We start from the raw sequence: 21792 nt of genomic DNA, 5'->3' as shown, positions 1-21792 counted from the left end.
TACCGCTCGGTCACCGGAACCGCGCGCCGCCAAGGCCAGTCCGCCTGGACCGCCATCCGCAACCTCATCGACGGCACCTTCGTCGTCGCTTAACGGCTCAGCTGCCGCCAGCCGGGTGAGTAATCACGTCAAAGGGATAATTCCGCACAACGTCCGGAATGACCGGTGCGCAACCACGTGGCCTCGCGGATGCGTGTTCCAGGTAAGCACGGTCCTGGGTCACAAGGATCGCGCCGACTGAAGAATTCCGTCGCGCATGCAAGGCGACAGCCCACGCTCCGTCACCACATCAACGGCAGCGCCGGTCCGTTCCTCCTAAGCGTGCTTCAATTCGATCAAGTTGAACAAACCCCGCCCTGGTTCTAACGCCACGAGAAGGTCCAGGTCGCTGTCGGGCCGCGCCCTCCCCGGGGCACGGGAGCCGAAGACGCGCAGGTTGCCGGCTCCGTACCGGGAAGCCAGAGTCTTGAGGTCCTCGGCTGATACGCCAGCCGACAATTGGAGCGCCGTCGCCATCCTTCCAATATAGCGCCGAAGCGGGGCGCCGTCAGCGCCCCACCGCCCGCCAGCCGATGTCGCGGCGGCAGAAGCCGTCCGGCCAGTCCAGCGCGTCCACGCCCTGGTAGGCGCGCTTCTGCGCCTCGGCCACGGTCGGGGCCTTGGCGGTCACGCCCAGCACGCGCCCGCCGGTGGACAGCACCCGTCCACCGTCCGCCAGCTTCGTGCCGGCGTGGAAGACGGTCACGCCCTCCACCGCGTTGGCGGCGTCGAAGCCCTTGATCTCGGTGTTCTTCACGTAGTCGCCGGGATAGCCGTTCGCCGCCATGACGACGCACAGCGCCGTCTCGTCGTGCCAGCGCAGGTCGATGTTCTTCAGTTGGCCGTCCGCCGCCGCGATCAACGCGGCCAGCGCGTCGGACTTCAGGCGCATCATCAGCGTCTGGCATTCCGGGTCGCCGAAGCGGACGTTGAACTCCAGCGTCTTCGGCACCGGGTTGCCGTCGGCGTCCTTGCCGATCATCAGGCCGGCGAACAGCACGCCCTTGAAGGGACGTCCCTCCGCCGCCATGCCCTTGACCGTCGGCTCGACGATCTCGCGCATCACGCGGGCCTGGAGGTCCGGGGTCAGCGCCGGGGCCGGGGAATAGGCGCCCATGCCGCCGGTGTTCGGGCCGGTGTCGCCGTCGCCCACCGCCTTGTGGTCCTGGGCCGAGGCCAGCGGCAGCGCCGACTCGCCGTCGCACAGCGCGAAGAAGCTGACCTCCTCGCCGTCCAGGAACTCCTCGACCACCACCTCGGCCCCGGCGGCGCCGAAGCGGCCCTCGACCAGGGCCTCGTCGATGGCGGCAAAGGCTTCTTCCTGGGTGCGGGCGACGGTCACGCCCTTGCCGGCGGCCAGCCCGTCGGCCTTGACCACGATGGGGGCGCCGTTCTTGCGGACGAAATCCTTGGCGGCCTCGACGTCCTTGAAGCGGCCATAGGCGGCGGTCGGCACGCCGTACTTGGCCAGGATGTCCTTCATGAAGCCCTTGGAGCCCTCAAGCTCCGCCGCCGCGGCGCTGGGGCCGAAGGCCTTGATGCCGAGGGCGGTCAGCTTGTCGACGAGGCCGAGCACCAGCGGCCCTTCCGGCCCGACGACCACGAAGTCGATGGCCTTGTCCTGGGCGAAGCGGACCAGGGCGTCCACATCCTCCGCGCCGATAGCGACGCATTCGGCCACATCCGCGATGCCGGCGTTGCCCGGTGCGCAGTAGAGCGTGTCGCACAGCGGCGAGTTCTGAATGGCCCAGCACAGCGCATGCTCGCGCCCACCCGACCCGACCACCAGGACTTTCATGGCACCTCGTCCTTCCACGCTTGTTGCCGACACCGCGCCTTGTATCATGGTGCCGCCATGACTCAAGACCTTGATATGACCTCTCCGCTGATCGCCCCCGAGCCGCGCCCCGGCTCGAACCTTCCGGAATTCTCGGTGGGCGACCTCGCCCGGCGCCTGAAGCGCAGCATCGAGGAGGAGTTCGGCTTCGTCCGCGTGCGCGGCGAGATCTCCCAGCCCAAGCGTCACAGCTCCGGCCACTGCTACCTCCGCCTGAAGGACGACACGGCGGTGATCGAGGCGGTGTGCTGGCGCGGCACCGCGTCGAAGCTGGCCGTCCAGCCGGCGGAGGGGCTGGAGGTCATCGTCACCGGGCGCATGACGACCTACCCCGGACGCTCGCAATACCAGCTCATCATCGAGTCGATGGAGCTGGCCGGCGAGGGCGCCCTTCTGAAGATGCTGGAGGAGCGCAAGAAGCGCCTCGCGGCGGAGGGGTTGTTCGACGCGGAGCGCAAGAAGCCCATACCCTTCCTCCCCGACGTGATCGGCGTCGTCACCTCCCCCACCGGGGCGGTCATCCGCGACATCCTGCACCGGCTGCACGACCGTTTCCCGCGCCGGGTCCTGCTCTGGCCGGTCGCCGTGCAGGGGGAGCGGGCGGCGGCGGAGGTCTCCGCGGCGATCGAGGGCTTCAACCGCATCGCCCCCGGCGGCCCGGTGCCGCGCCCGGACCTGCTGATCGTGGCGCGCGGCGGCGGCTCGCTGGAGGACCTGATGGCCTTCAACGAGGAGAACGTCGTCCGCGCGGCGGCGGCCAGCCGCATCCCGCTGATCTCGGCGGTCGGTCACGAGACGGACACCACCCTGATCGACTTCGCGTCCGACCGCCGCGCCCCCACCCCCACGGCGGCAGCGGAGATGGCCGTTCCGGTGCGGGCGGAGCTGCTGGCCCAGGTGTTGGACGACAAGCGGCGCATGGTGGGCGCCGCCACCCGCCTGCTGGCCGAGCGGCGGACGCGGGTGGAGGGGCTGGCCCGTGGCCTTGGCGACCCGCGCGCCCTGCTGGAAAGCCACGCCCAGCGGCTGGACGACCGGGCGGAGCGGCTGGCCCTGGCCGCCGCCGCCCTCCTCGACCGCCGCCGCACCCGCCTGAACGAGCTGGGCGCGGCGCTGCGCCACCCGCGGGAGAAGCTGGCCGAGGCCGGGCAGCGGCTGGTGTCGGAGTCCCGCGCGCTCGACGGCGCGCTGCGCCACGCCGTCGTCGCAGCGCGCGGCCAGTATGAGCGGGTGGCCGGGCGGCTGACGCTCGGCCCGATCCGGGTGAAGTTTGGCGACGGCAGCCGACGGCTGTCCGACCTGACGCCGCGCCTGGACCGCAGCTACGGCAAGGCGGTGGAGGAGCGCGCGGCGAAGCTGGCGGCGGTGGGGCAGCTTCTGGAAAGCTACTCCTACAAGGGCGTGCTGGAGCGCGGCTTCGCCCTGGTGCAGTCCGACGACGGCAAGCCGCTGACCAGCGCCGCCCAGGCCACGCCGGGTCTGGCGGTGTCGCTGGTCTTCGCCGACGGCCGGGCCGCCGCGACGGTGGACGGCGGGCCGCGGGTGGAGGTGCCGCCCACCGCGGCGGAGCCGAAGCCGAAGGCCGTCAAGGCCAAGCCCGAACCGAAGAAGCCGCAGCGCCCGCCGACACAGGGAAGTTTGTTCTGAGTGGGAACCTTGCCCCCACCCCAACCCTCCCCCGCTTTCGCGGGAGAGGGTGCCTTCTGCGGAGCGGCGGCAATCCCCTCCACCTCGAAGAGGGGGAGGGTTAGGGAGGGGGCAGCGCCGGCCTCTCAAGCCGCGCCGGCGAAGGTCCAGCGGGTGGTCTCGCCGCTGCGGAAGGGCAGCACGCCCTCGCCCTCGGCGGTCAGCACGATGTCCGGCGCGGTGGAGGGGGTGCGCTCCAGCACCACCTTGTCCTCGTTGGCCGGCAGGCCGTAGAAGCGCGGGCCGTTCAGGCTGGCGAAGGCCTCCAGCTTGTCCAGGGCGCCCGCCTCCTCGAAGGCCTCGGCGTAGAGTTCCAGGGCGTTGGCGGCGGTGAAGCAGCCGGCGCAGCCGCAGGCGCTCTCCTTGGCGGTCACCGTGTGCGGGGCGGTGTCGGTGCCCAGGAAGAACGGCCCCTCGCCCGAGGTCGCCGCCTCGACCAGGGCCACGCGGTGCGTCTCGCGCTTGGCGATGGGCAGGCAGTAGAGGTGCGGGCGGATGCCGCCGGCGAACAGGTGGCTGCGGTTGATCAGAAGGTGATGCGCCGTGATGGTCGCCCCCACCCGGCCCGAGGCGGCGTGCTCGCGCACGAAGGCCACGGCCTCCGCGGTGGTCGCGTGCTCCAGCACCACGCGCAGCGCCGCGTAGCGCTCCAGCAGCGGGCCGAGGACGCGCTCCAGGAACACCGCCTCGCGGTCGAAGATGTCGACATGGGAGTCGGTCACCTCGCCGTGGATCAGCAGCGGCATGCCGATCTCCGCCATGCGCTCCAGCACCGGGGCGAGCTTGCCGAGGTCGGTCACCCCGTGGGCGCTGTTGGTGGTGGCGTTGGCCGGGTAGAGCTTGGCGGCGGCGAACACGCCGTCCTCGAAGCCCTGGGCCAGATCGTCGGCGTCGGTGCCGTCGGTCAGATAGGCCGTCATCAGCGGAGTGAAGGCATGGCCCTCCGGCAGGGCGGCCAGGATGCGCTCCCGGTAGGCCACGGCGTCGGCCGTGCGGGTCACCGGCGGCTTCAGGTTCGGCATGATGATGGCGCGGCCGAACTGGTGGGCGGTGAAGGGCAGCACCGCCTTCAGCATGGCGCCGTCGCGCAGGTGCACATGCCAGTCGTCGGGACGGCGGAGGACGAGACGGTCGGTGGGCATGGCGGCTCCGGCACGGATGCATGGGGTTTGCCGGAGTTCTAGCCCCTTACGGTCCCCCACTCAACGGTATCCGGCCACTGCAGTGGTGACGGGACCGGCGAAAGCCGCTAGAACCCTAGCCGAATCCCTAGGGACATTCGAAGCCGGACCCGCGCCGATGAGCCTGATCACCCCCCGCACCCCGCCCGGAACGATGGAGCTGCTGCCGCGCCAGCAGGTGGCCTTCCAGCGTCTGCTCGATACCATCCGCCGCGGCTACGAGCGGTTCGGCTTCGTGCCGGTGGAAACACCGGTGTTCGAGACGGTGGACACCCTGCTGACCAAGTCCGGCGGCGAGACCGAGAAGCAGGTCTATTTCGTGCAGTCCACCGGCGCCCTCCAGCAGGGAAACAAGCCGGACATCGCGCTGCGCTTCGACCTGACGGTGCCGCTCGCCCGCTACGTGGCGGAGCATGAGCGCGACCTCGCCTTCCCCTTCCGCCGCTACCAGATCCAGCGGGTCTACCGCGGGGAGCGGGCGCAGCGCGGCCGCTTCCGCGAATTCTACCAGTGCGACATCGACGTGATCGGCAAGGACAGTCTGTCCGCCCATTACGACGCGGAGATCCCGGCGGTCATCTACCACGTCTTCCGTGAACTGGACTTCGGCGGCTTCACCATCAACGTGAACAACCGCAAGGTTCTGCTCGGCCTGCTCGACGGGCTGGGCGTGGACGACGCGGAAAAGCGCGTCCTGGTCCTGCGCGAGATCGACAAGCTGGACAAGATCGGCCGCGACAAGGTGCAGGCCAGCCTGACCGGCCTCGGCATGGCCGCCGACGCCGCGGAAAAGATCCTGTCCCTGATCGACGCCAAGGGCACGAACGAGGAGACGCTCGCCGCCCTCACCGCGCTGGGCATCGAGAACGAGACCTTCCGCCAGGGTGTCTCGGAGCTGACCACGGTCATCGAGGGGCTGAAGGCCCTCCAGGTGCCGGACGGCGTGGTGCGCATCAACCTCGCCATCGCGCGCGGCCTCGACTACTACACCGGCACGGTCTACGAGACCTTCCTGAACGACCATCCCGGCATCGGCAGCGTGTGCTCCGGCGGGCGCTACGACAACCTCGCCAGCCACTACACCAAGTCGAAGCTGCCGGGCGTGGGCATCTCGATCGGCGCGACGCGGCTGTTCTACCAGCTGATGGAAGCCGGCATCATCAAGGACGGCGGTGCCACCGCCCAGGTCCTGGTGACGCAGATGGACCCAGCCCTGTCCGCCGACTACTACGGTCTGGCGACGGCGCTGCGGACGGCGGGCCTCAACACGGAAATCCAGCTCGACGGCGGCAAGCTCGCCAAGCAGATGAAATACGCCGACAAGGCGGGCATCCCGCTGGTCGTCCTGATGGGCTCCGACGAGAAGGCGCGCGGCACGGCGACGCTGAAGCATCTGGTGAAGGGCGAGCAGGTCGAAGTCCCGCTGGCCGACCTCGCCGCCAAGGCGAAGGAACTGCTGGGGGCATAGCTCCCCACCACAGAAGGCCCCGCCCATGGCCAGCGTCGCCGAAGCCCTGAACCTCGCGCTCGACCATCACCTGTCCGGGCGGCTGGATGAGGCGCGGCAGCTCTACGGCCGCATTCTGGACGTGGACCCGGACAACCCCCACGCCCTGCATTTCGGCGGGCTGCTGGCGGCCCAGACCGGCCGCGTGGTGGACGGGGTGGCGATGATCGGCAAGGCGGCGGCCCTCCTGCCGCTCGCCCCCGACATCCACGGCAATCTCGGCAAGGCGCTGATGGCGCTGGGCACGCCGGACGGGGCGGCGCAGGCCGCCGCCGCCTTCCGCCGCGTCCTTGCCCTGCAACCCGACGGCGCCGGTGACTGGTTCGCCCTGGGCGACGCCCTGACCGAGGCCGGCGACGGTCCCGCCGCCCACCGCGCGCTGAGCCGCGCCCTGACGGCCAGCGCCGCCACCGACAGCGAACCGCTGGCCGAGGCCTTCGAGCGGGCCGGCCTGCGGCTCTACGCCGCCGCCGACTGGGCGGGGGCCACCGACGCCTTCCGCAAGGCGCGCACCCTCGCCCCGCAGCGCGCCGAGGCGCACCGCATGCTCGGCGCCGCGCTGGCCCAGACGGGCGACCCGGAGGGCGCCGTGGAAGCGCTGGGCGAGGCGCTGCGGCTCGACCCAACGCTGGCCGACGCGCAGACCAACCTCGTCCATCTCCTGGTCACGCTTGGGCGCTTCGACGAGGCGGAACGGGCCGGGCGCCGGGCGGTGGTTCTGGACCCCGGCAACCCCGACGCCTACGGCAACCGGGTGCCGCTGCTGGAGCAGACCGTCCGCGTCGCGGAGGCGCTGCGCCAGTGCGGGCGGGCGGCGCGTCTCGCCCCGGAGCGGGCCGCCTTCCACCGCAACCGCCTGTCCCTCCTGCTGCACGAGGGCCGCCGCGACGAGGCCGTCGCCGCTGGGCGGGAGGCCATCCGCCTCGCCCCCGCCGACGCCGACGCCCATCTGGCGCTCGCCGTCGCCCTGCTCGCCTCCGGCCAGTTCCGTGAGGGGTGGGAGGAGTTCGAGTGGCGCTGGGAGACCCGGCAGCTCGACCCCGTGCACCGCGGCTTCCCCCAGCCGCAATGGACCGGCGCGGAGGATGTGGCGGGCCGGACCATCCTGCTCTACGCCGAACAGGGGCTTGGCGACACCTTGCAATTCGTCCGCTACGCGCCGCTGCTGGCCGAACGGGGCGCACGGGTGATCGTCGGCTGCTCCCCCGCCCTGGTGCGGCTGATGGAGCGGGTGGACGGCGTGTCCGCCGCCGTCGCCTGGGGTGACGCGCTTCCGGCCTTCGACCGGCACATCCCGATGATGAGCCTGCCCCGCGCCTTCGGGACGGATCTGGACAGCATCCCGGCCACGATGCCCTATCTGCGGGCCGATCCCGCCGACGTTGCGGCGTGGCGCGCGCGGGTGCCGGCGGACGGGCGGACGCGGGTCGGGCTGGTCTGGGCGGGGTCGCCGCGCACAGTGCGCGGGGTGGCGAGCCCGATCGACCGGCGGCGCAGCCTGCCGCTGGCCGCCCTGGCCCCCCTGGCCGAGGTGCCGGGGGTGCGCTTCGTCAGCCTTCAGATGGGGCCGGGCGCGGCGCAACTGGCCGAGGCCCCGGTGGGGATGGACATCGAGCACCCCATGGGCGACGTCCGCGACTTCGCCGACACGGCGGCGCTGGCCCAGACGCTGGACCTCGTCATCACGGTGGACACCTCCGTCTGCCACCTCGCGGGCGGGCTGGGGCGGCCCACCTGGACGCTGTCGCGCGCCGACGCCTGCTGGCGCTGGCTGGGCAACCGAGAGGCGAATCCCTGGTACCCGACCATGCGGGTGTTCGGCCAGGACCGCTCCGGCGACTGGTCCGGCGTGGTCGCCCGCTTGCGCGCGGCGTTAACGGATTTCGTGGCGACGCGCGGTCACGCTTCTTAACCACACAACCGCTGGGCGCATTCGTGGCACCGACGCAACGGTCCGCTACGATTTTGAGTTAAACCAATTTCGGGGCGGACTCGCACACCCGAAGGACAAAGGATTACACCGGTTGTTAACCAAGGCGCCCCTACATTCCGGCCATATCGTTCGGCCAGTTTGCCGAGCATTTTAACCAATTCGCGGGCGTCCCCCGCGGTCATGGCTGGAGCCGGACATGACACGGTTGTGGGTGCGACGCGCGATCTGGGGTGTGACGCTGGCGGCGACGCTGGGCGGCGGCGCCCTTCTGGCGCAGGAAGAGATGCGCACGTCGCGGCTGCAGGCCCGCCTGCTCGCCGGCTATGCCAAGGACATGACCTACACGCTGGGCGAGGGGCCGAACCCCGTCGCGCGTCACCCCACCCAGGGGCCCTACAACGAGCGGATGGGCTATGTCGGGCTGCCCGGCTATCTGCGCTCGCTGACCTCGGACATGTACGCGGTGGAGATGCAGGCGCATCTCTCGCCGACGCTCGACCAGTTCATGGCCGCCGGCGGCTTTCCGATCTACCATGAGAAGACGCGCGCCGGGCTGACCCTGCTGGACCGCAACGGCACCGCGCTGTTCTCCGCCCGCTACCCGGAGCGGGTCTTCGCCAAGTTCGAGGACGTGCCGCCGCTGGTCGCCGCCACACTGCTGTTCATCGAGAACCGTGAGCTGCTGAACACCGACGAACCGCGCCGCAACCCCGCCGTGGAGTGGGACCGTTTCGCCGGCGCCGTGGCGATGCTGCCGGTGCAATGGGTCAAGCCTGGCCAGCGCTCCCCCGGCGGCTCGACCCTGGCGACCCAGATCGAGAAGTACCGCCATTCCCCCGACGGCCAGACCAGCGGCGCCACGGAGAAGCTGCGCCAGATGATCTCGGCCAGCACCCGCGCCTATCTGGACGGCGAGGACACCGGCGCCCACCGCCGCCGCATCCTGATCGACTACCTGAACTCCACCCCGCTGACCGGGCGCCCCGGCTTCGGCGAGGTGAACGGGCTGGGCGACGGGCTGTGGGCCTGGTTCGGCACCGACCTCGCCATGGCCGAGAAGGTGCTGTCGGAGGAGCCCGCCGACGCCCGCGCCCTGCAGCTGAAGGCGCTGGCCTACAAGCAGGTGCTGAGCCTTCTGCTCGCCCAGCGCCGCCCCTCCCATTACCTGATCCAGGACCGGCAAGCGCTGGAGCGGCTGGCCGACAGCCATCTGCGCGTTCTGCACGGCGCGGGCGTGATCGACACCGCGCTGCGAGACGCGGCGCTCGGCCTGACGCTGAAGTTCCGCGAGGACCCGCCGCAGGCCCAGACCGCCAATTTCGTGGAGCAGAAGGCCCCCAACGCCATCCGTGCCCGGCTTCTCTCCATGCTCGGCGTGTCCAGCCTCTACCAGCTCGACCGCATCGACCTGACCGCCGAATCGACGCTCGACGCCCCGGCGCAGCAGCGGGTGGTCGAGGTGCTGGCGAAGCTGGGCGACCCGGCCTTCGCCGCGCAGATGGGGCTGACCGGTGAACGGCTGCTCGACACCAAGGGCAGCGACCTGTCGAAGATCATCTACTCGGTCACGCTGTACGAGCGTGGGCCGGACGCCAACTACCTGCGCGTCCAGGCCGACAACCTCGACCAGCCGCTGGACATCAACGAGGGCGCCAAGCTCGACCTCGGCTCCACGGCGAAGCTGCGCACGCTGGCGACCTATCTGGAGATCGTGGCGGAGCTGCACACCCGCTACGCCCACCTGCCCAAGGACTTCCTCGCCGACGTGGAGGAGGAGGCGTCCGACAACCTGACGCGCTGGGCCGCCAACTGGCTGTCGACCTCCGGCAACCGCGGATTGAGCGCCATGCTCGACGCCGCCATGGAGCGCCGCTATTCGGCCAACCCCGGCGAGGCCTTCTTCACCGGCGGCGGGCTGCACAGCTTCGTGAACTTCAACGCCAGGGACAACGGCAGCATCCTGACCGTGACCGAGTCGCTGCGCAATTCGGTCAACCTGCCCTTCATCCGCATGATGCGCGACGTCGTGCAGTTCTATCTGTCCGAGGGCGGCGACGACAGCACCGACATCCTGCACAACCCCGACCACCCCGCCCGCCAAGCCTACCTCGCCCGCTTCGCCGACAAGGAAGGCAGCGACTTCCTGAACCGCTTCTACAACAGCTACCGGAAGCACACGCCGGACGCGATGCTGAACATGCTGGCCGCCCGGTCGCGCCCGATGCCGCACCGCCTGTCGGTCATCTTCCGCACCGTGCGCCCGCAGGCCGGGGTGAAGGAGTTCGGCGCCTTCCTGCGCGCCCGCCTGCCCGACGCCAAGCTGGACGACGGCGACATCGCGTCGCTCTACGGCAAGTACGGGCCGGACAAGTTCCCGCTCAACGACCTCGGCTATCTGGCGCGCGTCCACCCGCTGGAGCTGTGGCTGGTTTCCTACCTGCAGAAGCGCCCCGACGCCAAGCGGCAGGAGGTGCTGGAGGCCAGCGTGCAGGAGCGCCAGGAGAGCTACCGCTGGCTGTTCAAGAAGGGCCAGTCGGCCCAGAACACCCGCATCCGCATCGGGCTGGAGGAGGAAGCCTTCCAGCGCATCACCGAGCAGTGGCGCAAGCTGGGCTACCCCTTCGAAACGCTCGTCCCGTCCTTCGCCACCGCCATCGGCAGCTCCGCCGACCGCCCGGCGGCCCTGGCCGAGCTGGTCGGCATCATCCAGAACGACGGCGTGCGCCAGCCGACCGTGCGCGTGCGCAAGCTGCACTTCGCCGCCGGCACGCCCTACGAGGCCGTCGTCGGCCTGGGCGAGCTGCGCGGCCAGCGCGTGATGAAGGCGGAGGTCGCGGCCACCCTGCGCAAGGCGCTGATGGACGTGGCGCAGAACGGCACGGCCAAGCGCGTCTGGGGCTCCTTCAAGGACTCGGCGGGAGCGGTCATCCCGATCGGCGGCAAGACCGGCACGGGCGACCACCGGCTGGACCGTTACGGCCCCGGCGGGCACCTGATCGAGTCGCGGGCGGTGAACCGGACGGCGACCTTCGCCTTCTACATCGGCGACCGCTTCTTCGGGACCATGACCGCCTTCGTCCATGGGCCGGAGGCCGACAACTACCGCTTCACCAGCGCCCTGCCCGCCCAGCTGCTGAAGAGCATCGCCCCGGCGCTGCAGCCCCTCATCGATCCCGGCGTGACCAAGACGGCCGACACCGGCAAGCCGCAAACGGGGCTGTGACCGGCGGGCCAGCGGCCGGCACCCGGAATCGAAAAGGCCCGCCCCGGGAAATCGGAGCGGGCCTTTTTCGTGAACCGAACAGAAGACGGCCGGGCGCGCCTTACGCCAGGGCGGGCTCCTGCGCGGTGGAGACGGCGGCCGGCAGGCAGGCCAGCAGCAATTCCAGCTCCGCCGCGGCGACGTTCAGCGGCAGGCCGGGACGGTAACCGCGCAGCGTCTCCAGTGCCCGGTCGAAGGCGCTTTCATGATCGCCCTGATCCAGATCGCTCTCATCCAGCGCCGCCAGATAGGCGTGCGCGACGGTGGCGGTCTCCTCCGGCGTCAGGTCGTCAACCTGCAAGGACGTGATGGGGAGCATGATGGCGGTTCCCGTACAGACTGAAGCGGAAACCCGCAAGCTACGGCCACATGGTTAACAAGGCGTTGCCGATCCCGTCTCACCGACCCGCGCAAAAGGGGGAGGCGTCGGTGGGCGCGGCCCGAAGCCACGCCCCTCCGATCAGTCCCGAGCGGATCAGCTCTCGCCGTAGATCTGCTCCTGCTGGTAGGCGACGATGCCCACGCGCTGGATCAGGTCGAGCTGCGTCTCGATCCAGTCGATGTGCTCTTCGGTGTCGTCCAGCAGCTCGGTGAGCTGCGCGCGGGTCTCGTAGTCGCGGACCTGCTCGCACAGGGTGATGGCGTCGATCAGGTCGGTGCGGGCCTTGTGCTCCACCTTCAGATCGTTGCCGAGCATTTCCGGCACGTCCTCACCGATCATCAGCTTGCCCAGGTCCTGAAGGTTGGGAAGACCTTCCAGGAACAGGATGCGCTCGATCATCTTGTCGGCGTGCTTCATTTCGTCGATGGATTCTTCGTAGATCTTGTGCGCAATGCGCTTCAGGCCCCAGTTCTTCAGCATGCGGGCATGCAGGAAGTACTGGTTGATCGCCGTCAGCTCATTGGTCAGGATCTTGTTCAAATGGGTGATGACCTGCGGATCGCCCTTCACGTCCTGCCTCCATGCGGTTTGTTTGTCGAATCGCGACGTTTCTGGAATGACCATGCCCCATTTGTGGAGCCTTGGCAACCGATTGGAAAGCAACAGCCAGAACAATCACATCAGCTTTTCCTAAACCCTTCAATGACATTGAGAGTGAATCTCACATCGGTTTGTCATTCATGTGGTCATCATGCTTTTCGAGGAGGATTCACGCCGTCAATTCTTGAAGATTTTCTTCTTTGACAAAACCAGCGACGTCACACCCGCAGATCGCCGCCGTTGTGAACAGGCCGCCGACCCGAGCGGGGAAAGGAACATCAGGCTCCTTTCCCCTTCTCCAACCGCAAAGGCTTGACCGGTGCGTTCTCCGCACGGGAAACATCGTAGGTGAAAGACGTCAGCAGCCGTTCCACCAGTTCCCGATCCAACCGGTTGGCACAGGCGTATCCGAACGCTCTGCTCCGATGGCCGGCGAAATAAGCCGCCAAAGGGCCGGCCAACAGGAACGCCGTGCAGGACTTGCCACGCAAGGCAAAGTCCTGCATCTGATAGTCATTCCCGGCGATATTTTCGGTTCTCGGTTCTCCCCAGCCCGAAGCGCCCTTGAACATCTCTCCATGCTGGCGGACAACGTCCTGCACGGTCTGTTGGACGATGTACGTGTTGTGCCCCGTGTCCTGATAAAGGACGTTGGCATAGCCGCCTGGAATTTCGAAGGACCGGGCATGAACGACACTGATGAGGTCTGCGCTTTCCGACGTGGCGCGAAAGCACTTTGTCCGGGTCGGCGTGTAGACGTTGCTCCAACTGGACTGGATCGGCGAACGCTCGCAATCGAGCTGCACCCGCTCCCCCGTGTTGTAACCCGTCGTCTGGCACGACGCCGCAAGCGTCGCCAAGCCGGACACCATCACGCCACGAAGCAAACCCCAACGCACCATCGCCTCCTTCCAAGACAGGGCGCACCCGCGCCACCCCGCACCACCCATGCGAGTATAAGAGCCGGAAGTGGCTGGGCGAATGGGAAATTCAATCTGAGACGGTTTGCCTCACGGCTCTTGCATCGAAGCCGCCGTCGGCGCATGCGCCGCCAAGGCGTGCCATCACTGGGCGTGCCATCACCGGGGTTATGGTGCGGGCGGCGGGACTCGAACCCGCATGCCGTTGGCGAAGGATTTTAAGTCCTTTGCGTCTACCGATTCCGCCACGCCCGCGCACCGTCGCGGATCGGCTCGGAGAACGGGTTGCCCCCGCCCGCCGGAGTTGCATATCATTGTATGCAGCCCACCGTTCCGCTGGATTGACTTAGACAATCAGCGGGCGTTTGGTCAAGGATTGAGCGCGTTTAAAGCGCCCGACACGCAAAAATCCCCGCAACCCTGGCGTTCAAGGGAGATGAGTTTGGAATCGATCAACTGGCTTGGTGTCGTGAGCGTGCTGATGGTCGCCGTGCTGATCGTCCCGGCGGCTTTGCGGCGCAACCGCACCACTTGGCTGCCCTACGCGGCGGTCTGGGTCGCCGCCATCGTGGCGCTGGTCTGGGCGTATGATAGCTTCGGGCCGTTCTGAGCCGCCCTGGCCCGGCCGGCTTTCATCCGGACGGGTGTTCGTCCAGCGCCGGTCAGGGCCGCGTGTCCTCGTTCAGGGTCATGATGCCGATGCCCATCGCCACGCTGCCAAAGGTGAGGATGAGGCTGGCATACAGCATGATCGCGGCAATAATGCCGTGATCGCTGTTTCCCATCAGAGTCGCCAGATTGGCGACGTCAAGAACCAACAGCCCCGTCGCCAGAACAACAGCCCCGGCCACGCCGGATGCCAGATGTTTCAGCAAGAACAGGATCGCCGCTTTTTCGAAGGGTTTCATGGCACGACTTTTCATGAGCGTCACTTCATAACCCTCAACATAGAATTACCCACCGCAGCGACAATATGACCAAGGATGGCTTGGCGTCGTAGGGACCGCTCTAACCTTTCGTCCCCACCGTGACGTTCGGAGTACCGCCCAAGCGCAGGACGATGCCCGCCAGTTCCTCCGTCGCCGTCACCACACGGGCTTCGTCGGTGCCACGCAGCACGAGGCTGACGCCGAAGAAGCCGTTGCGGAAATAGGGATAACTGCCGATCTCCAAGTCCGCGTAGCGATCCTGCAGGGCGCCGAGATCCGCGGCGATCTGCCCCTCGGCCAGTTCGCAGGCGACGGTGCGGGCGTGGAGGTCCGGCCCGCCCTCCAACTGCGGCAGGACGCCGTCGAGCATCGCCTGCATGATGTTGGGCACGCCCGCCATGACGAAGACGTTGCCGATGCGGAAGCCCGGGGCGGCGCTGATCGGGTTGTCGATCAACGACGCCCCCGCCGGGATGTTGGCCATGCGCAGCCGCGCCTCGTTCAGCTTCGACGGGTCGCCGTAATGGCGCTCCAGCCGGGCCACCGCCTCGGCGTTGCGCTCCAGCGGCACGCCGAAGGCCTTGGCAACGCAGGCCGAGGTGATGTCGTCGTGGGTCGGCCCGATGCCGCCCGTGGTGAAGACGTAGCCGTAGCGGCCGCGCAGGGCGTCCACCGCCGCGATGATCTCCTCCTCCACGTCCGGAACGACGCGGGCCTCGCGCAGGCGGACGCCGATGCCGGCCAGCTTCTCCGCGATGTGCGGCAGGTTGGCGTCCTTGGTGCGGCCCGACAGGATCTCGTTGCCGATGACGAGGACGGCGGCGGTCGGGTTCGGCGAGGCAGGGGACGTGGACATGCGGAGTCGGCTCCGTTCTCGGTTGAGGCGGGGATGGCGGGACCGGCGGGCTTGCCGGATGGCGGGGGCGCGCTTTAACCTGGGGCCCAAGATGCGCTTCCCCACCCCCCTCCTGCAAGGCCGCCTCGTCCGCCGCTACAAGCGGTTCCTCGCCGACGTGGACCTCGACGGCGCCCTGGTCACCGCCCATGTGCCGAATTCGGGCAGCATGATCGGGGTGGACGCCCCCGGCTCCGCCGTCTGGCTGTCGCGATCGGACAACCCCAAGCGCAAGCTCGCCCACACGCTGGAGTTGGTCGAGGCGCTGGACGATCCGGACGCGCCCTGCCTCGTCGGCGTCAACACGTCGCATCCCAATGGGCTGGTCGCCGCCGCCATCGCCACCGGCACCATCCCGGAGCTGGCCGGCTACGCCCGGCTGCGCCGCGAGGTGAAGTACGGGCGCAATTCCCGCATCGACATCCTGCTGGAGGACGAGGCCCGGCCGCCCGCCTATGTCGAGGTGAAGAATGTCCATCTGCGCCGCCCCGCGCGGGGCGACGGGCGGGCCGCCGAGTTCCCCGACTGCGTGACCGCCCGCGGCGCCAAGCATCTGGTGGAGATGGCCGAGATGGTCCGCCAGGGCGCGCGGGCGGTCATGGTCTATCTTGTGCAGCGCGCCGACTGCACCCACTTCCGAGTCGCCGCCGACATCGACCCCGCCTACGCCGCAGGATTGCGCCTCGCGCTCGAATCGGGGGTGGAAGCTGTGTGCTGGTCCTGTAGGATCACCCCGCAGGCGATCGAGTTGGAACGGCCTTTGCCGATCCTGCATGGGCCGATCCGCACGGATTGACCGCACTCTCTGTTCGCCGCCGGGCCTGCCGGCGCGTTTTCCTGGGACCTGATCTGTAAGGGACGACTCTCTTGGACCACGACGACCTCGATTCCCATCGCATCCGGATTCATGGGCCGGAGGATTTCGAGGGCATGCGCAAGGCCGGACGGCTGGCCGCGGCCACGCTCGATTTCATCACGCCCTACGTCCAGCCGGGCGTCACCACGGGCGAGCTGGATCGGCTGCTGGAGCAGCACATCCGCGACCATGGCGGCGTCCCGGCCCCGCTCGGCTACCGCGGCTTCCCGAAGGCCAACTGCATTTCCGTCAACCATGTGGTCTGCCACGGCATCCCCGGCGACAAGCGGCTGCAGAACGGCGACATCCTGAACATCGACGTCACCCCGATCCTGGACGGCTGGTACGGCGACAGCAGCCGCATGTATCTGTGCGGCGACGTCGGCGTGAAGGCGAAGAAGCTGGTGGACGTCACCTACGACGCGCTGATGATCGGCATCGCCCAGGTGAAGCCGGGCGCCACGCTGGGCGACATCGGCCACGCCATCCAGACCTTCGCCGAAGGCCACCGCTATTCGGTCGTCCGCGACTTTTGCGGCCACGGGCTGGGCCGCGTCTTCCACGAGCCGCCGTCGGTCCTGCATTTCGGCAACCCCGGCACCGGCGCCGTCCTGCGCGAGGGCATGATCTTCACCATCGAGCCGATGATCAACGCCGGCCGCTACGACGTGAAGATCCTCGGCGACGGCTGGACCGCGGTGACCAAGGACAAGTCGCTGTCCGCCCAGTTCGAGCATTCGATCGGCGTGACCAAGGACGGCTGCGAGATCTTCACCCTGTCCCCCGCCGGCTTCCACAAGCCCCCCTACGCCGTCCCGGCCGAGGAGGCGACCGCGGCCGTATGATGTTCCTGCGGCTGTGATTTTCGCGCGAAAGAGGTATAGTCCCGACGCACACATTCGTATGGTGGCGTCGGGATGGCGGGACGGAAGAGCGCGAAGCGGCCGGGGGATGCGGAGGAGGCTCAGGGGCTTCCCGGGCTGGAGCCGCCCCCTGACGTCTCCGTGGAGGAGGCCCATCACGAGGCCCATCACAAGGGCCACCGCCAGCGTCTCTACACCCGCTTCCTCGACGGTGGGCCGGACGCGCTCCAGGATTACGAACTGCTGGAGATGATCCTCTTCGCGGTAAACCCGCGCCGCGACGTGAAGCCGCTGGCCAAGGCGCTGATCCGTGATTTCGGCGACATCTGGAGCGTCGTCAACGCCCCGCCGCCCCGCCTGCGCGGCTATTGCGTGGGGGAGGTCTCGCTGGCCTCCGACAAGGCCGTCGCGACGCTGCGGGCGGTCGGGGCGGCGGCGCTGCGCGGGATACGGCAGCGGGTGATGGACCGCCCCGTGCTGGCCAACTGGCAATCGCTGCTCGACTACTGCACCGCCGCCATGGCGCACCAGCCGATGGAGCAGTTCCGCCTGCTGTTCCTCGACCGCAAGAACAAGCTGATCGCCGATGAGGTGCAGCAGACCGGCACCGTCGACCACACCCCGGTCTACCCGCGCGAGGTGGTGCGGCGGGCGTTGGAGCTGTCGGCCAGCGCCATCATCCTGGTGCACAACCACCCCTCCGGCGACCCCACCCCCAGCCGCGCCGACATCGAGATGACCAAGGAGATCCTGCGCGCCGCCCACAGCCTGGGCATCGCGGTCCACGACCACGTCATCGTCGGCAAGGGCAAGCATGTCAGCTTCAAAGCCCAAGGGTTGATGTAGCCGCAACCCTGTCCCGCAGTCCCATCTTGTGGACCGGACCGGCGCCCCCATATGTGCGGCGTTCGTGACCACAGAGGTAACACCATGGGCCTTTTCGACATGTTCAAGGGATCGGCGCCGCTGGATCTCACCCCCCGCCGGACGCTCGTCGTCTCGCTGATCTACTGCATGGGCTCGGACGGGGAGCTGGACCCGGAAGAGGTCGGCCACCTGCTGTCGGTGATGGGCCGCAGCGCCACGCGGGAGGAGCTGGACCGCTGCTTCAAATACGCGCGCAGCACCCCGCCCGACGCCTTCCTGGCGGCCGCCACGCCGAACCTGAACGAGCAGCAGCGGCTGTGCATCCTGCTGAACATGCTCGACAGCGCCATGGCCGACGGCGAGGCCGAACAGGGCGAGCGTGACCTGATCGCGCGCTTCCAGCAGGCCTTCGGCCTCGACGACGCCAAGCTCGGCCCCTATTTCCAGGCGCTGGTCGCCAAGAACGACCGCAGCGTGCTGGGCGCGTAAGCCCGACCTCGCGGCGCATCGCCCGTCAGCCGACCACCCCGACCGCTTCCGGGGCGGCGTGACGGGCGATGAAGGCCACGAAATCGTCGTAGGGCATGGGGCGGCCCAGCAGATAGCCCTGGATCTGGTCGCAGCCCAGCCGGGCAAGCCCACCGAACTGCTCCTCCGTCTCCACCCCCTCGGCCAGGGTCTGCATGCGCAGCGAGCGCGCCATGCCGATGATCGCCTCGGCGATGGCCCCGCCGTCGGACCCGTCGGTCAGGCTGGTCACGAAGGAACGGTCGATCTTCAGCTTGTCGACGCGGAAGCGCTTCAGATAGCTGAGGCTGGAATAGCCGGTGCCGAAATCGTCGATGGCCAGCGCCACCCCCATCTCGCGCAGCCGGGCGAAGGTGTTGGTCACCATGTCGGACTCGTCCATCAGGACGCTTTCCGTCACCTCCAGTTCCAGGCAGCGGGCCGGCACCTTGTAGGCGTCCAGCCAGAAGGCCACGCGGTCGGCCAGACCGGGGCGGCGCAGTTGCACCGCCGACAGGTTGATGGCGATGAGAAGCGGATGGCCGCGGGCGAGCAGGTCGGCGGCGCGGCGGCAGGCCTCGCCCAGCACCCAGTCGCCGATCGGCTGGATCAGGCCGGTGTCCTCGGCCACCGGGATGAACTGGCCGGGCGGAATCATCGTGCCGTCGCGGCGCCGCCAGCGCAGCAGGCCCTCCGCCCCCACCAGACGGCGGCCGTCCACCGCGAACTGCGGCTGGAAATGCAGTTCCAGCTCGTTGTCGGCCAGGGCGTGGCGCAGGTTGCTCTCCAGCCACATCCGCTCCGACGCCCGCTTGTTCAGCGCCGGCGTGAAAAACTGGTGGTTGGCGCGCCCCGCCTCCTTGGCGGCGTACATCGCCATGTCCGCGCATTTCAGAAGCGCGTCGATGGTCGTCGCGTCGTCGGGATAGAGCGCGATGCCGATGGACGGGGAAATTTGCAGCTCGTGCCCGTCCACCGGGAAGGACTCGGCCATCGCGCGCAGCACCTTACGGGCCACCGAGCAGGCCGCGTCGGGTCCGTCCAGATCGTTGACGAGGATGACGAACTCGTCGCCACCCTGGCGGCTGACGGTGTCGCTGGCCCGCACCGTCTCCAGGAGCCGCGCCCCCACCGCGCGCAGCAGCCGGTCGCCGACGCCGTGCCCCAGACTGTCGTTGATGGTCTTGAAGCGGTCGAGATCAACGAACAGCAGCCCCACCTTCGTGCCGTGCCGGTCGGCGGCGAGCATCGCGCGCTCCAGCCGGTCGCGCAGCAGGAAGCGGTTGGGCAGGTCGGTCAGGAAGTCGTACTGCGCCAGATGCCGGATGCGCTCCTCCTGGGCGCGCTTCTCGGTGATGTCGGAGAAGGCGGCGATGTAATTGACGGCCTCCCCCGCCTCGTTGCGCACCATCTGGATGCTGAGCCACTCCGGATAGACCTCGCCGGACTTGCGCTTGTTCCAGATCTCGCCGGACCAGTGGCCCTCCTCCTTCAGCTTCACCCACATCGCGGCGTAGAAGGCGCCGTCCTGCCGGCCCGAAGCGAGCATGGCCGGATCGCCGCCGATCACCTCCTCGCGGCTGTAGCCGGTGATGCGGCAGAAGGCGTCGTTGACCGCGACGATGCGGTTCTTCTCGTTGGTGACGACCATGCCTTCGGCGGCGTTGTCGAACACCTTGGCGGACAGCCGCAGCTCCCACTCCGCGCGCTTGCGCTCCGAGATGTCGCGGGCGATCGCGCAGTAATAGGCGTCGCCTTCGTAGGTGACGCGGCTGGCCGTCACCTCCAGCTCCAGCGCCCGCCCGTCGCGGGTGCGGTAGAGCGTCTCGTAATGGGCCGACGCCTCCGTCGCCTCGTCGCGGAAACGTTCCAGAAGGTCGGCGTGGGTGCCGGCCAGCCCGGCCAGCGGCGCGCCCAGCGCGGTGCAGCCGAAGGGATTGACGTAGGCGATGCGCAGCTCCGCATCCGCCAGCACGACGATCTCGGACACATGGTCCACGAAGAAATTGGCGAGGTACAGCTGCCGCGCCCGCTCGCGCAGCATGCTGTCGCTCTCCCGCATGTTGGACTGGTAGCCGCGGACGATGCGGCGGACCCAGCCGGTGACCAGCCAGGACACCCCGGCCGATGCGCCCAACGCCAGCGCCAGCACCGCCAGCGTGGTCAGGATGCGCTTCTTCATGCCGGCGCTGATCTCGGCCCGCCGCTGCGCCATCACGGAGTCGATGTCGTCGGCGTAGAAGCCGGCGACCAGCACCCACCCCCAGACGTCCGGCGCCGAGGCGTAGGACAGTTTCGGCGCCGGGCGCCCGGTCACCGGATGCACCCAGTCGAAGCGCAGCTCCCCGCCGCCCGCCAGCCCGGCCTCCAGCAGGCGGGTGACCAGGCCCCGCTCGGTTTCCCACGGCAGGTCGCGGGCGTTCCTGCCCTCCGCCGCCGGGGAGGTCGGGGAGAGCAGCACCTCGCCATCCTCGCGCAGAACGGCGATGAAGCCCGAATCCCCGAAGCGCCGGGCGCGCAGCCGCTCCAGCGTCTCGCGCTGGAGCTTCTCCTCCACCGCCCCGACATAGTCGCCGGTGCCGATCAGCCAGTTGAACGGCTCGAAGCGGCGGACGTAGGCGAACTTGTCGGACATGCTGTGCGGGTTGCTTGGCGCGTACCAGCGGTAGCGGGTGAAGCCCTGCATCTCCGGATCGTCCACGGCGCGGATCAGGTTGCGCATGATTGGGCGCCCCTGGTCGTCGCGGTTGTCGAGCAGCGAGCTGCCCTCCCGCTGCGGGTCGGTGGGCAGCAGCACGCAGGTGCCCTGCATGTCGTCGATGAAGTAGTAGCCGCGCCCGCCGAAGAAGCGCAGCGGCCGCAGGGTTTCCTTGATCGACTGCCGGATCGACGCCTCGGGCAGATACTCCTTCTCACGCTCGTAGATGGTCCAGGCGATGCCGTAGGCCTCGTCCACCTTGGCGCGCAGCTCGGCGCGCAGCAGCGGTTCGGTGCGCGACCGCATGTAGGCGAGGTAGGAGCGCGCGTTCTCCAGCTCCTCCTGCAGAGTCTGGCGCTGCACTTCAAGGTAGCGGGCTTCGGTCTGCTTCAGGTCGGCGTTGAAATCCAGCCGGTGTTGCCAGATGAAGTAGGCGCCCAAGCCCACCACCACCGCCGCGACCAGAAACAGAGAGGTCAGGAACTGCAGACGGTAAAGGCGCCTCTCGTCCGAAGTCCGGGACGGCTCGCGCATCAACTCGGCGATCGGATCGGACAACGAAAGCCCTCCTGGAACCACGCCCGGCGTTGCCCGTCCGCGGCGCATATGCCACATCATTAGTGCGCGTGGCCGGGGCTCGGCAAGATCAAGGTGAAGCGGCCGGCGCGACCAATTGCCAGTCTTTGCGATTTTTCCGAGAAGACGAGCCCGTCCTTGGAAACCTTATGACGCGCGCCCCGCGTCCATCAAGGCTGCGAAGGGGCTTTGCAGCGCCGTCCGGCGCGGTTATGGTCCCGCGCGCGAGCAACAGGGGGCGGCTTCCGCCACTG

The 21792-nt window shown here is 68.7% G+C and carries 18 protein-coding genes and 1 tRNA gene; 9 read left to right on the top strand and 10 right to left on the bottom strand.

Annotation, left to right across the window (positions count from 1 at the left end; genetic code table 11):
* Positions 1–315: 315 nt before the first annotated feature.
* Positions 316–516 carry a nucleotidyltransferase family protein gene (locus tag DS837_RS33285; RefSeq protein WP_211102143.1) on the bottom strand — a complete coding sequence of 67 codons (201 nt, stop codon included), beginning with the start codon at positions 514–516 and terminating at the stop codon, positions 316–318.
* Between the two features lie 31 nt (positions 517–547).
* On the bottom strand, positions 548–1837 hold the full coding sequence (purD, locus tag DS837_RS08510; RefSeq protein ID WP_149164330.1) for a phosphoribosylamine--glycine ligase: 1290 nt from the start codon (positions 1835–1837) through the stop codon (positions 548–550).
* A gap of 75 nt (positions 1838–1912) precedes the next feature.
* On the opposite strand from purD, the gene xseA reads away from it, so the two are divergent.
* A complete protein-coding gene (gene xseA / locus DS837_RS08505; RefSeq protein WP_149164329.1) occupies positions 1913–3523 on the top strand; it encodes an exodeoxyribonuclease VII large subunit in 1611 nt (536 codons plus the stop codon).
* A gap of 125 nt (positions 3524–3648) precedes the next feature.
* Here xseA and pyrC read toward each other — a convergent pair whose 3' ends face one another.
* Positions 3649–4704 (bottom strand): dihydroorotase, encoded by a 1056-nt coding sequence (gene pyrC, locus DS837_RS08500; RefSeq protein WP_149164328.1) that lies wholly within the window; start codon positions 4702–4704, stop codon positions 3649–3651.
* 157 nt (positions 4705–4861) lie between these two features.
* Between pyrC and hisS the strand changes: the two genes are divergently transcribed.
* The 3 genes from hisS (at position 4862) to DS837_RS08485 (ending at position 11406) form a co-directional block, all read left to right on the top strand.
* A complete protein-coding gene (gene hisS, locus DS837_RS08495) occupies positions 4862–6211 on the top strand; it encodes a histidine--tRNA ligase (RefSeq protein ID WP_149164327.1) in 1350 nt (449 codons plus the stop codon).
* A 25-nt stretch (positions 6212–6236) separates the two neighbouring features.
* Positions 6237–8162, top strand: coding sequence for a tetratricopeptide repeat protein (locus tag DS837_RS08490; protein WP_149164326.1), 1926 nt, complete (start codon positions 6237–6239; stop codon positions 8160–8162).
* Between the two features lie 217 nt (positions 8163–8379).
* Positions 8380–11406, top strand: coding sequence for a transglycosylase domain-containing protein (locus tag DS837_RS08485; RefSeq protein ID WP_149164325.1), 3027 nt, complete (start codon positions 8380–8382; stop codon positions 11404–11406).
* Between the two features lie 100 nt (positions 11407–11506).
* Here the strand turns inward: DS837_RS08485 and DS837_RS08480 are convergent, their stop codons facing one another.
* From DS837_RS08480 to DS837_RS08465, 4 genes are all read right to left on the bottom strand, one after another.
* Positions 11507–11764, bottom strand: coding sequence for a hypothetical protein (locus DS837_RS08480; RefSeq protein ID WP_149164324.1), 258 nt, complete (start codon positions 11762–11764; stop codon positions 11507–11509).
* A gap of 156 nt (positions 11765–11920) precedes the next feature.
* A complete protein-coding gene (bfr, locus tag DS837_RS08475) occupies positions 11921–12397 on the bottom strand; it encodes a bacterioferritin (protein WP_035671636.1) in 477 nt (158 codons plus the stop codon).
* A gap of 308 nt (positions 12398–12705) precedes the next feature.
* Positions 12706–13329, bottom strand: a complete 624-nt coding sequence (locus DS837_RS08470) for a hypothetical protein (RefSeq protein WP_149164323.1) — start codon at positions 13327–13329, stop codon at positions 12706–12708.
* 189 nt (positions 13330–13518) lie between these two features.
* Positions 13519–13602, bottom strand: a tRNA-Leu gene (locus tag DS837_RS08465).
* Positions 13603–13789: 187 nt separating this feature from the next.
* Here DS837_RS08465 and DS837_RS32000 point away from each other — a divergent pair.
* Positions 13790–13957, top strand: coding sequence for a hypothetical protein (locus DS837_RS32000; RefSeq protein WP_170295781.1), 168 nt, complete (start codon positions 13790–13792; stop codon positions 13955–13957).
* A gap of 52 nt (positions 13958–14009) precedes the next feature.
* Here the strand turns inward: DS837_RS32000 and DS837_RS08460 are convergent, their stop codons facing one another.
* Together DS837_RS08460 and DS837_RS08455 are read right to left on the bottom strand one after the other, a co-directional pair.
* Positions 14010–14255, bottom strand: a complete 246-nt coding sequence (locus tag DS837_RS08460; RefSeq protein WP_145625590.1) for a hypothetical protein — start codon at positions 14253–14255, stop codon at positions 14010–14012.
* Between the two features lie 100 nt (positions 14256–14355).
* Positions 14356–15132: a competence/damage-inducible protein A gene (locus DS837_RS08455; RefSeq protein ID WP_149164322.1), complete on the bottom strand. Its 777-nt coding sequence runs from the start codon at positions 15130–15132 to the stop codon at positions 14356–14358.
* Positions 15133–15223: 91 nt separating this feature from the next.
* On the opposite strand from DS837_RS08455, the gene sfsA reads away from it, so the two are divergent.
* The 4 genes from sfsA (at position 15224) to DS837_RS08435 (ending at position 18246) form a co-directional block, all read left to right on the top strand.
* Positions 15224–15967 carry a DNA/RNA nuclease SfsA gene (sfsA, locus tag DS837_RS08450; protein ID WP_149164321.1) on the top strand — a complete coding sequence of 248 codons (744 nt, stop codon included), beginning with the start codon at positions 15224–15226 and terminating at the stop codon, positions 15965–15967.
* Between the two features lie 134 nt (positions 15968–16101).
* A complete protein-coding gene (map, locus tag DS837_RS08445) occupies positions 16102–16872 on the top strand; it encodes a type I methionyl aminopeptidase (protein WP_425599238.1) in 771 nt (256 codons plus the stop codon).
* Between the two features lie 72 nt (positions 16873–16944).
* Positions 16945–17736: a RadC family protein gene (radC, locus tag DS837_RS08440; protein ID WP_149164320.1), complete on the top strand. Its 792-nt coding sequence runs from the start codon at positions 16945–16947 to the stop codon at positions 17734–17736.
* An 84-nt stretch (positions 17737–17820) separates the two neighbouring features.
* The gene (locus tag DS837_RS08435) at positions 17821–18246 is read left to right on the top strand and encodes a tellurite resistance TerB family protein (RefSeq protein WP_149164319.1); all 426 of its coding nucleotides are present in this window, start codon (positions 17821–17823) and stop codon (positions 18244–18246) included.
* Between the two features lie 25 nt (positions 18247–18271).
* Here the strand turns inward: DS837_RS08435 and DS837_RS08430 are convergent, their stop codons facing one another.
* Positions 18272–21520, bottom strand: a complete 3249-nt coding sequence (locus tag DS837_RS08430) for a bifunctional diguanylate cyclase/phosphodiesterase (protein WP_149164318.1) — start codon at positions 21518–21520, stop codon at positions 18272–18274.
* Positions 21521–21792: the final 272 nt, after the last annotated feature.

Origin of the sequence: Azospirillum brasilense (genome assembly GCF_008365405.1) — a bacterium.
Classification (GTDB): Bacteria; Pseudomonadota; Alphaproteobacteria; order Azospirillales; family Azospirillaceae; genus Azospirillum; species Azospirillum brasilense_D.
The sequence above is the reverse complement of the archived record's forward strand: the minus strand, read 5'-3'. Positions and strand labels throughout refer to the sequence as shown.

Bases quoted from the DNA above. Each gene is read 5' to 3' on its own strand.
- DS837_RS33285 (WP_211102143.1), bottom strand. From the start codon at position 516: ATGGCGACGGCGCTCCAATTGTCGGCTGGCGTATCAGCCGAGGACCTC.
- purD (WP_149164330.1), bottom strand. From the start codon at position 1,837: ATGAAAGTCCTGGTGGTCGGGTCGGGTGGGCGCGAGCATGCGCTGTGC.
- xseA (WP_149164329.1), top strand. From the start codon at position 1,913: ATGACCTCTCCGCTGATCGCCCCCGAGCCGCGCCCCGGCTCGAACCTT.
- pyrC (WP_149164328.1), bottom strand. From the start codon at position 4,704: ATGCCCACCGACCGTCTCGTCCTCCGCCGTCCCGACGACTGGCATGTG.
- hisS (WP_149164327.1), top strand. From the start codon at position 4,862: ATGAGCCTGATCACCCCCCGCACCCCGCCCGGAACGATGGAGCTGCTG.
- DS837_RS08490 (WP_149164326.1), top strand. From the start codon at position 6,237: ATGGCCAGCGTCGCCGAAGCCCTGAACCTCGCGCTCGACCATCACCTG.
- DS837_RS08485 (WP_149164325.1), top strand. From the start codon at position 8,380: ATGACACGGTTGTGGGTGCGACGCGCGATCTGGGGTGTGACGCTGGCG.
- DS837_RS08480 (WP_149164324.1), bottom strand. From the start codon at position 11,764: ATGCTCCCCATCACGTCCTTGCAGGTTGACGACCTGACGCCGGAGGAG.
- DS837_RS08470 (WP_149164323.1), bottom strand. From the start codon at position 13,329: ATGGTGCGTTGGGGTTTGCTTCGTGGCGTGATGGTGTCCGGCTTGGCG.
- DS837_RS08460 (WP_145625590.1), bottom strand. From the start codon at position 14,255: ATGAAACCCTTCGAAAAAGCGGCGATCCTGTTCTTGCTGAAACATCTG.
- DS837_RS08455 (WP_149164322.1), bottom strand. From the start codon at position 15,132: ATGTCCACGTCCCCTGCCTCGCCGAACCCGACCGCCGCCGTCCTCGTC.
- sfsA (WP_149164321.1), top strand. From the start codon at position 15,224: ATGCGCTTCCCCACCCCCCTCCTGCAAGGCCGCCTCGTCCGCCGCTAC.
- map (WP_425599238.1), top strand. From the start codon at position 16,102: ATGCGCAAGGCCGGACGGCTGGCCGCGGCCACGCTCGATTTCATCACG.
- radC (WP_149164320.1), top strand. From the start codon at position 16,945: ATGGCGGGACGGAAGAGCGCGAAGCGGCCGGGGGATGCGGAGGAGGCT.
- DS837_RS08435 (WP_149164319.1), top strand. From the start codon at position 17,821: ATGGGCCTTTTCGACATGTTCAAGGGATCGGCGCCGCTGGATCTCACC.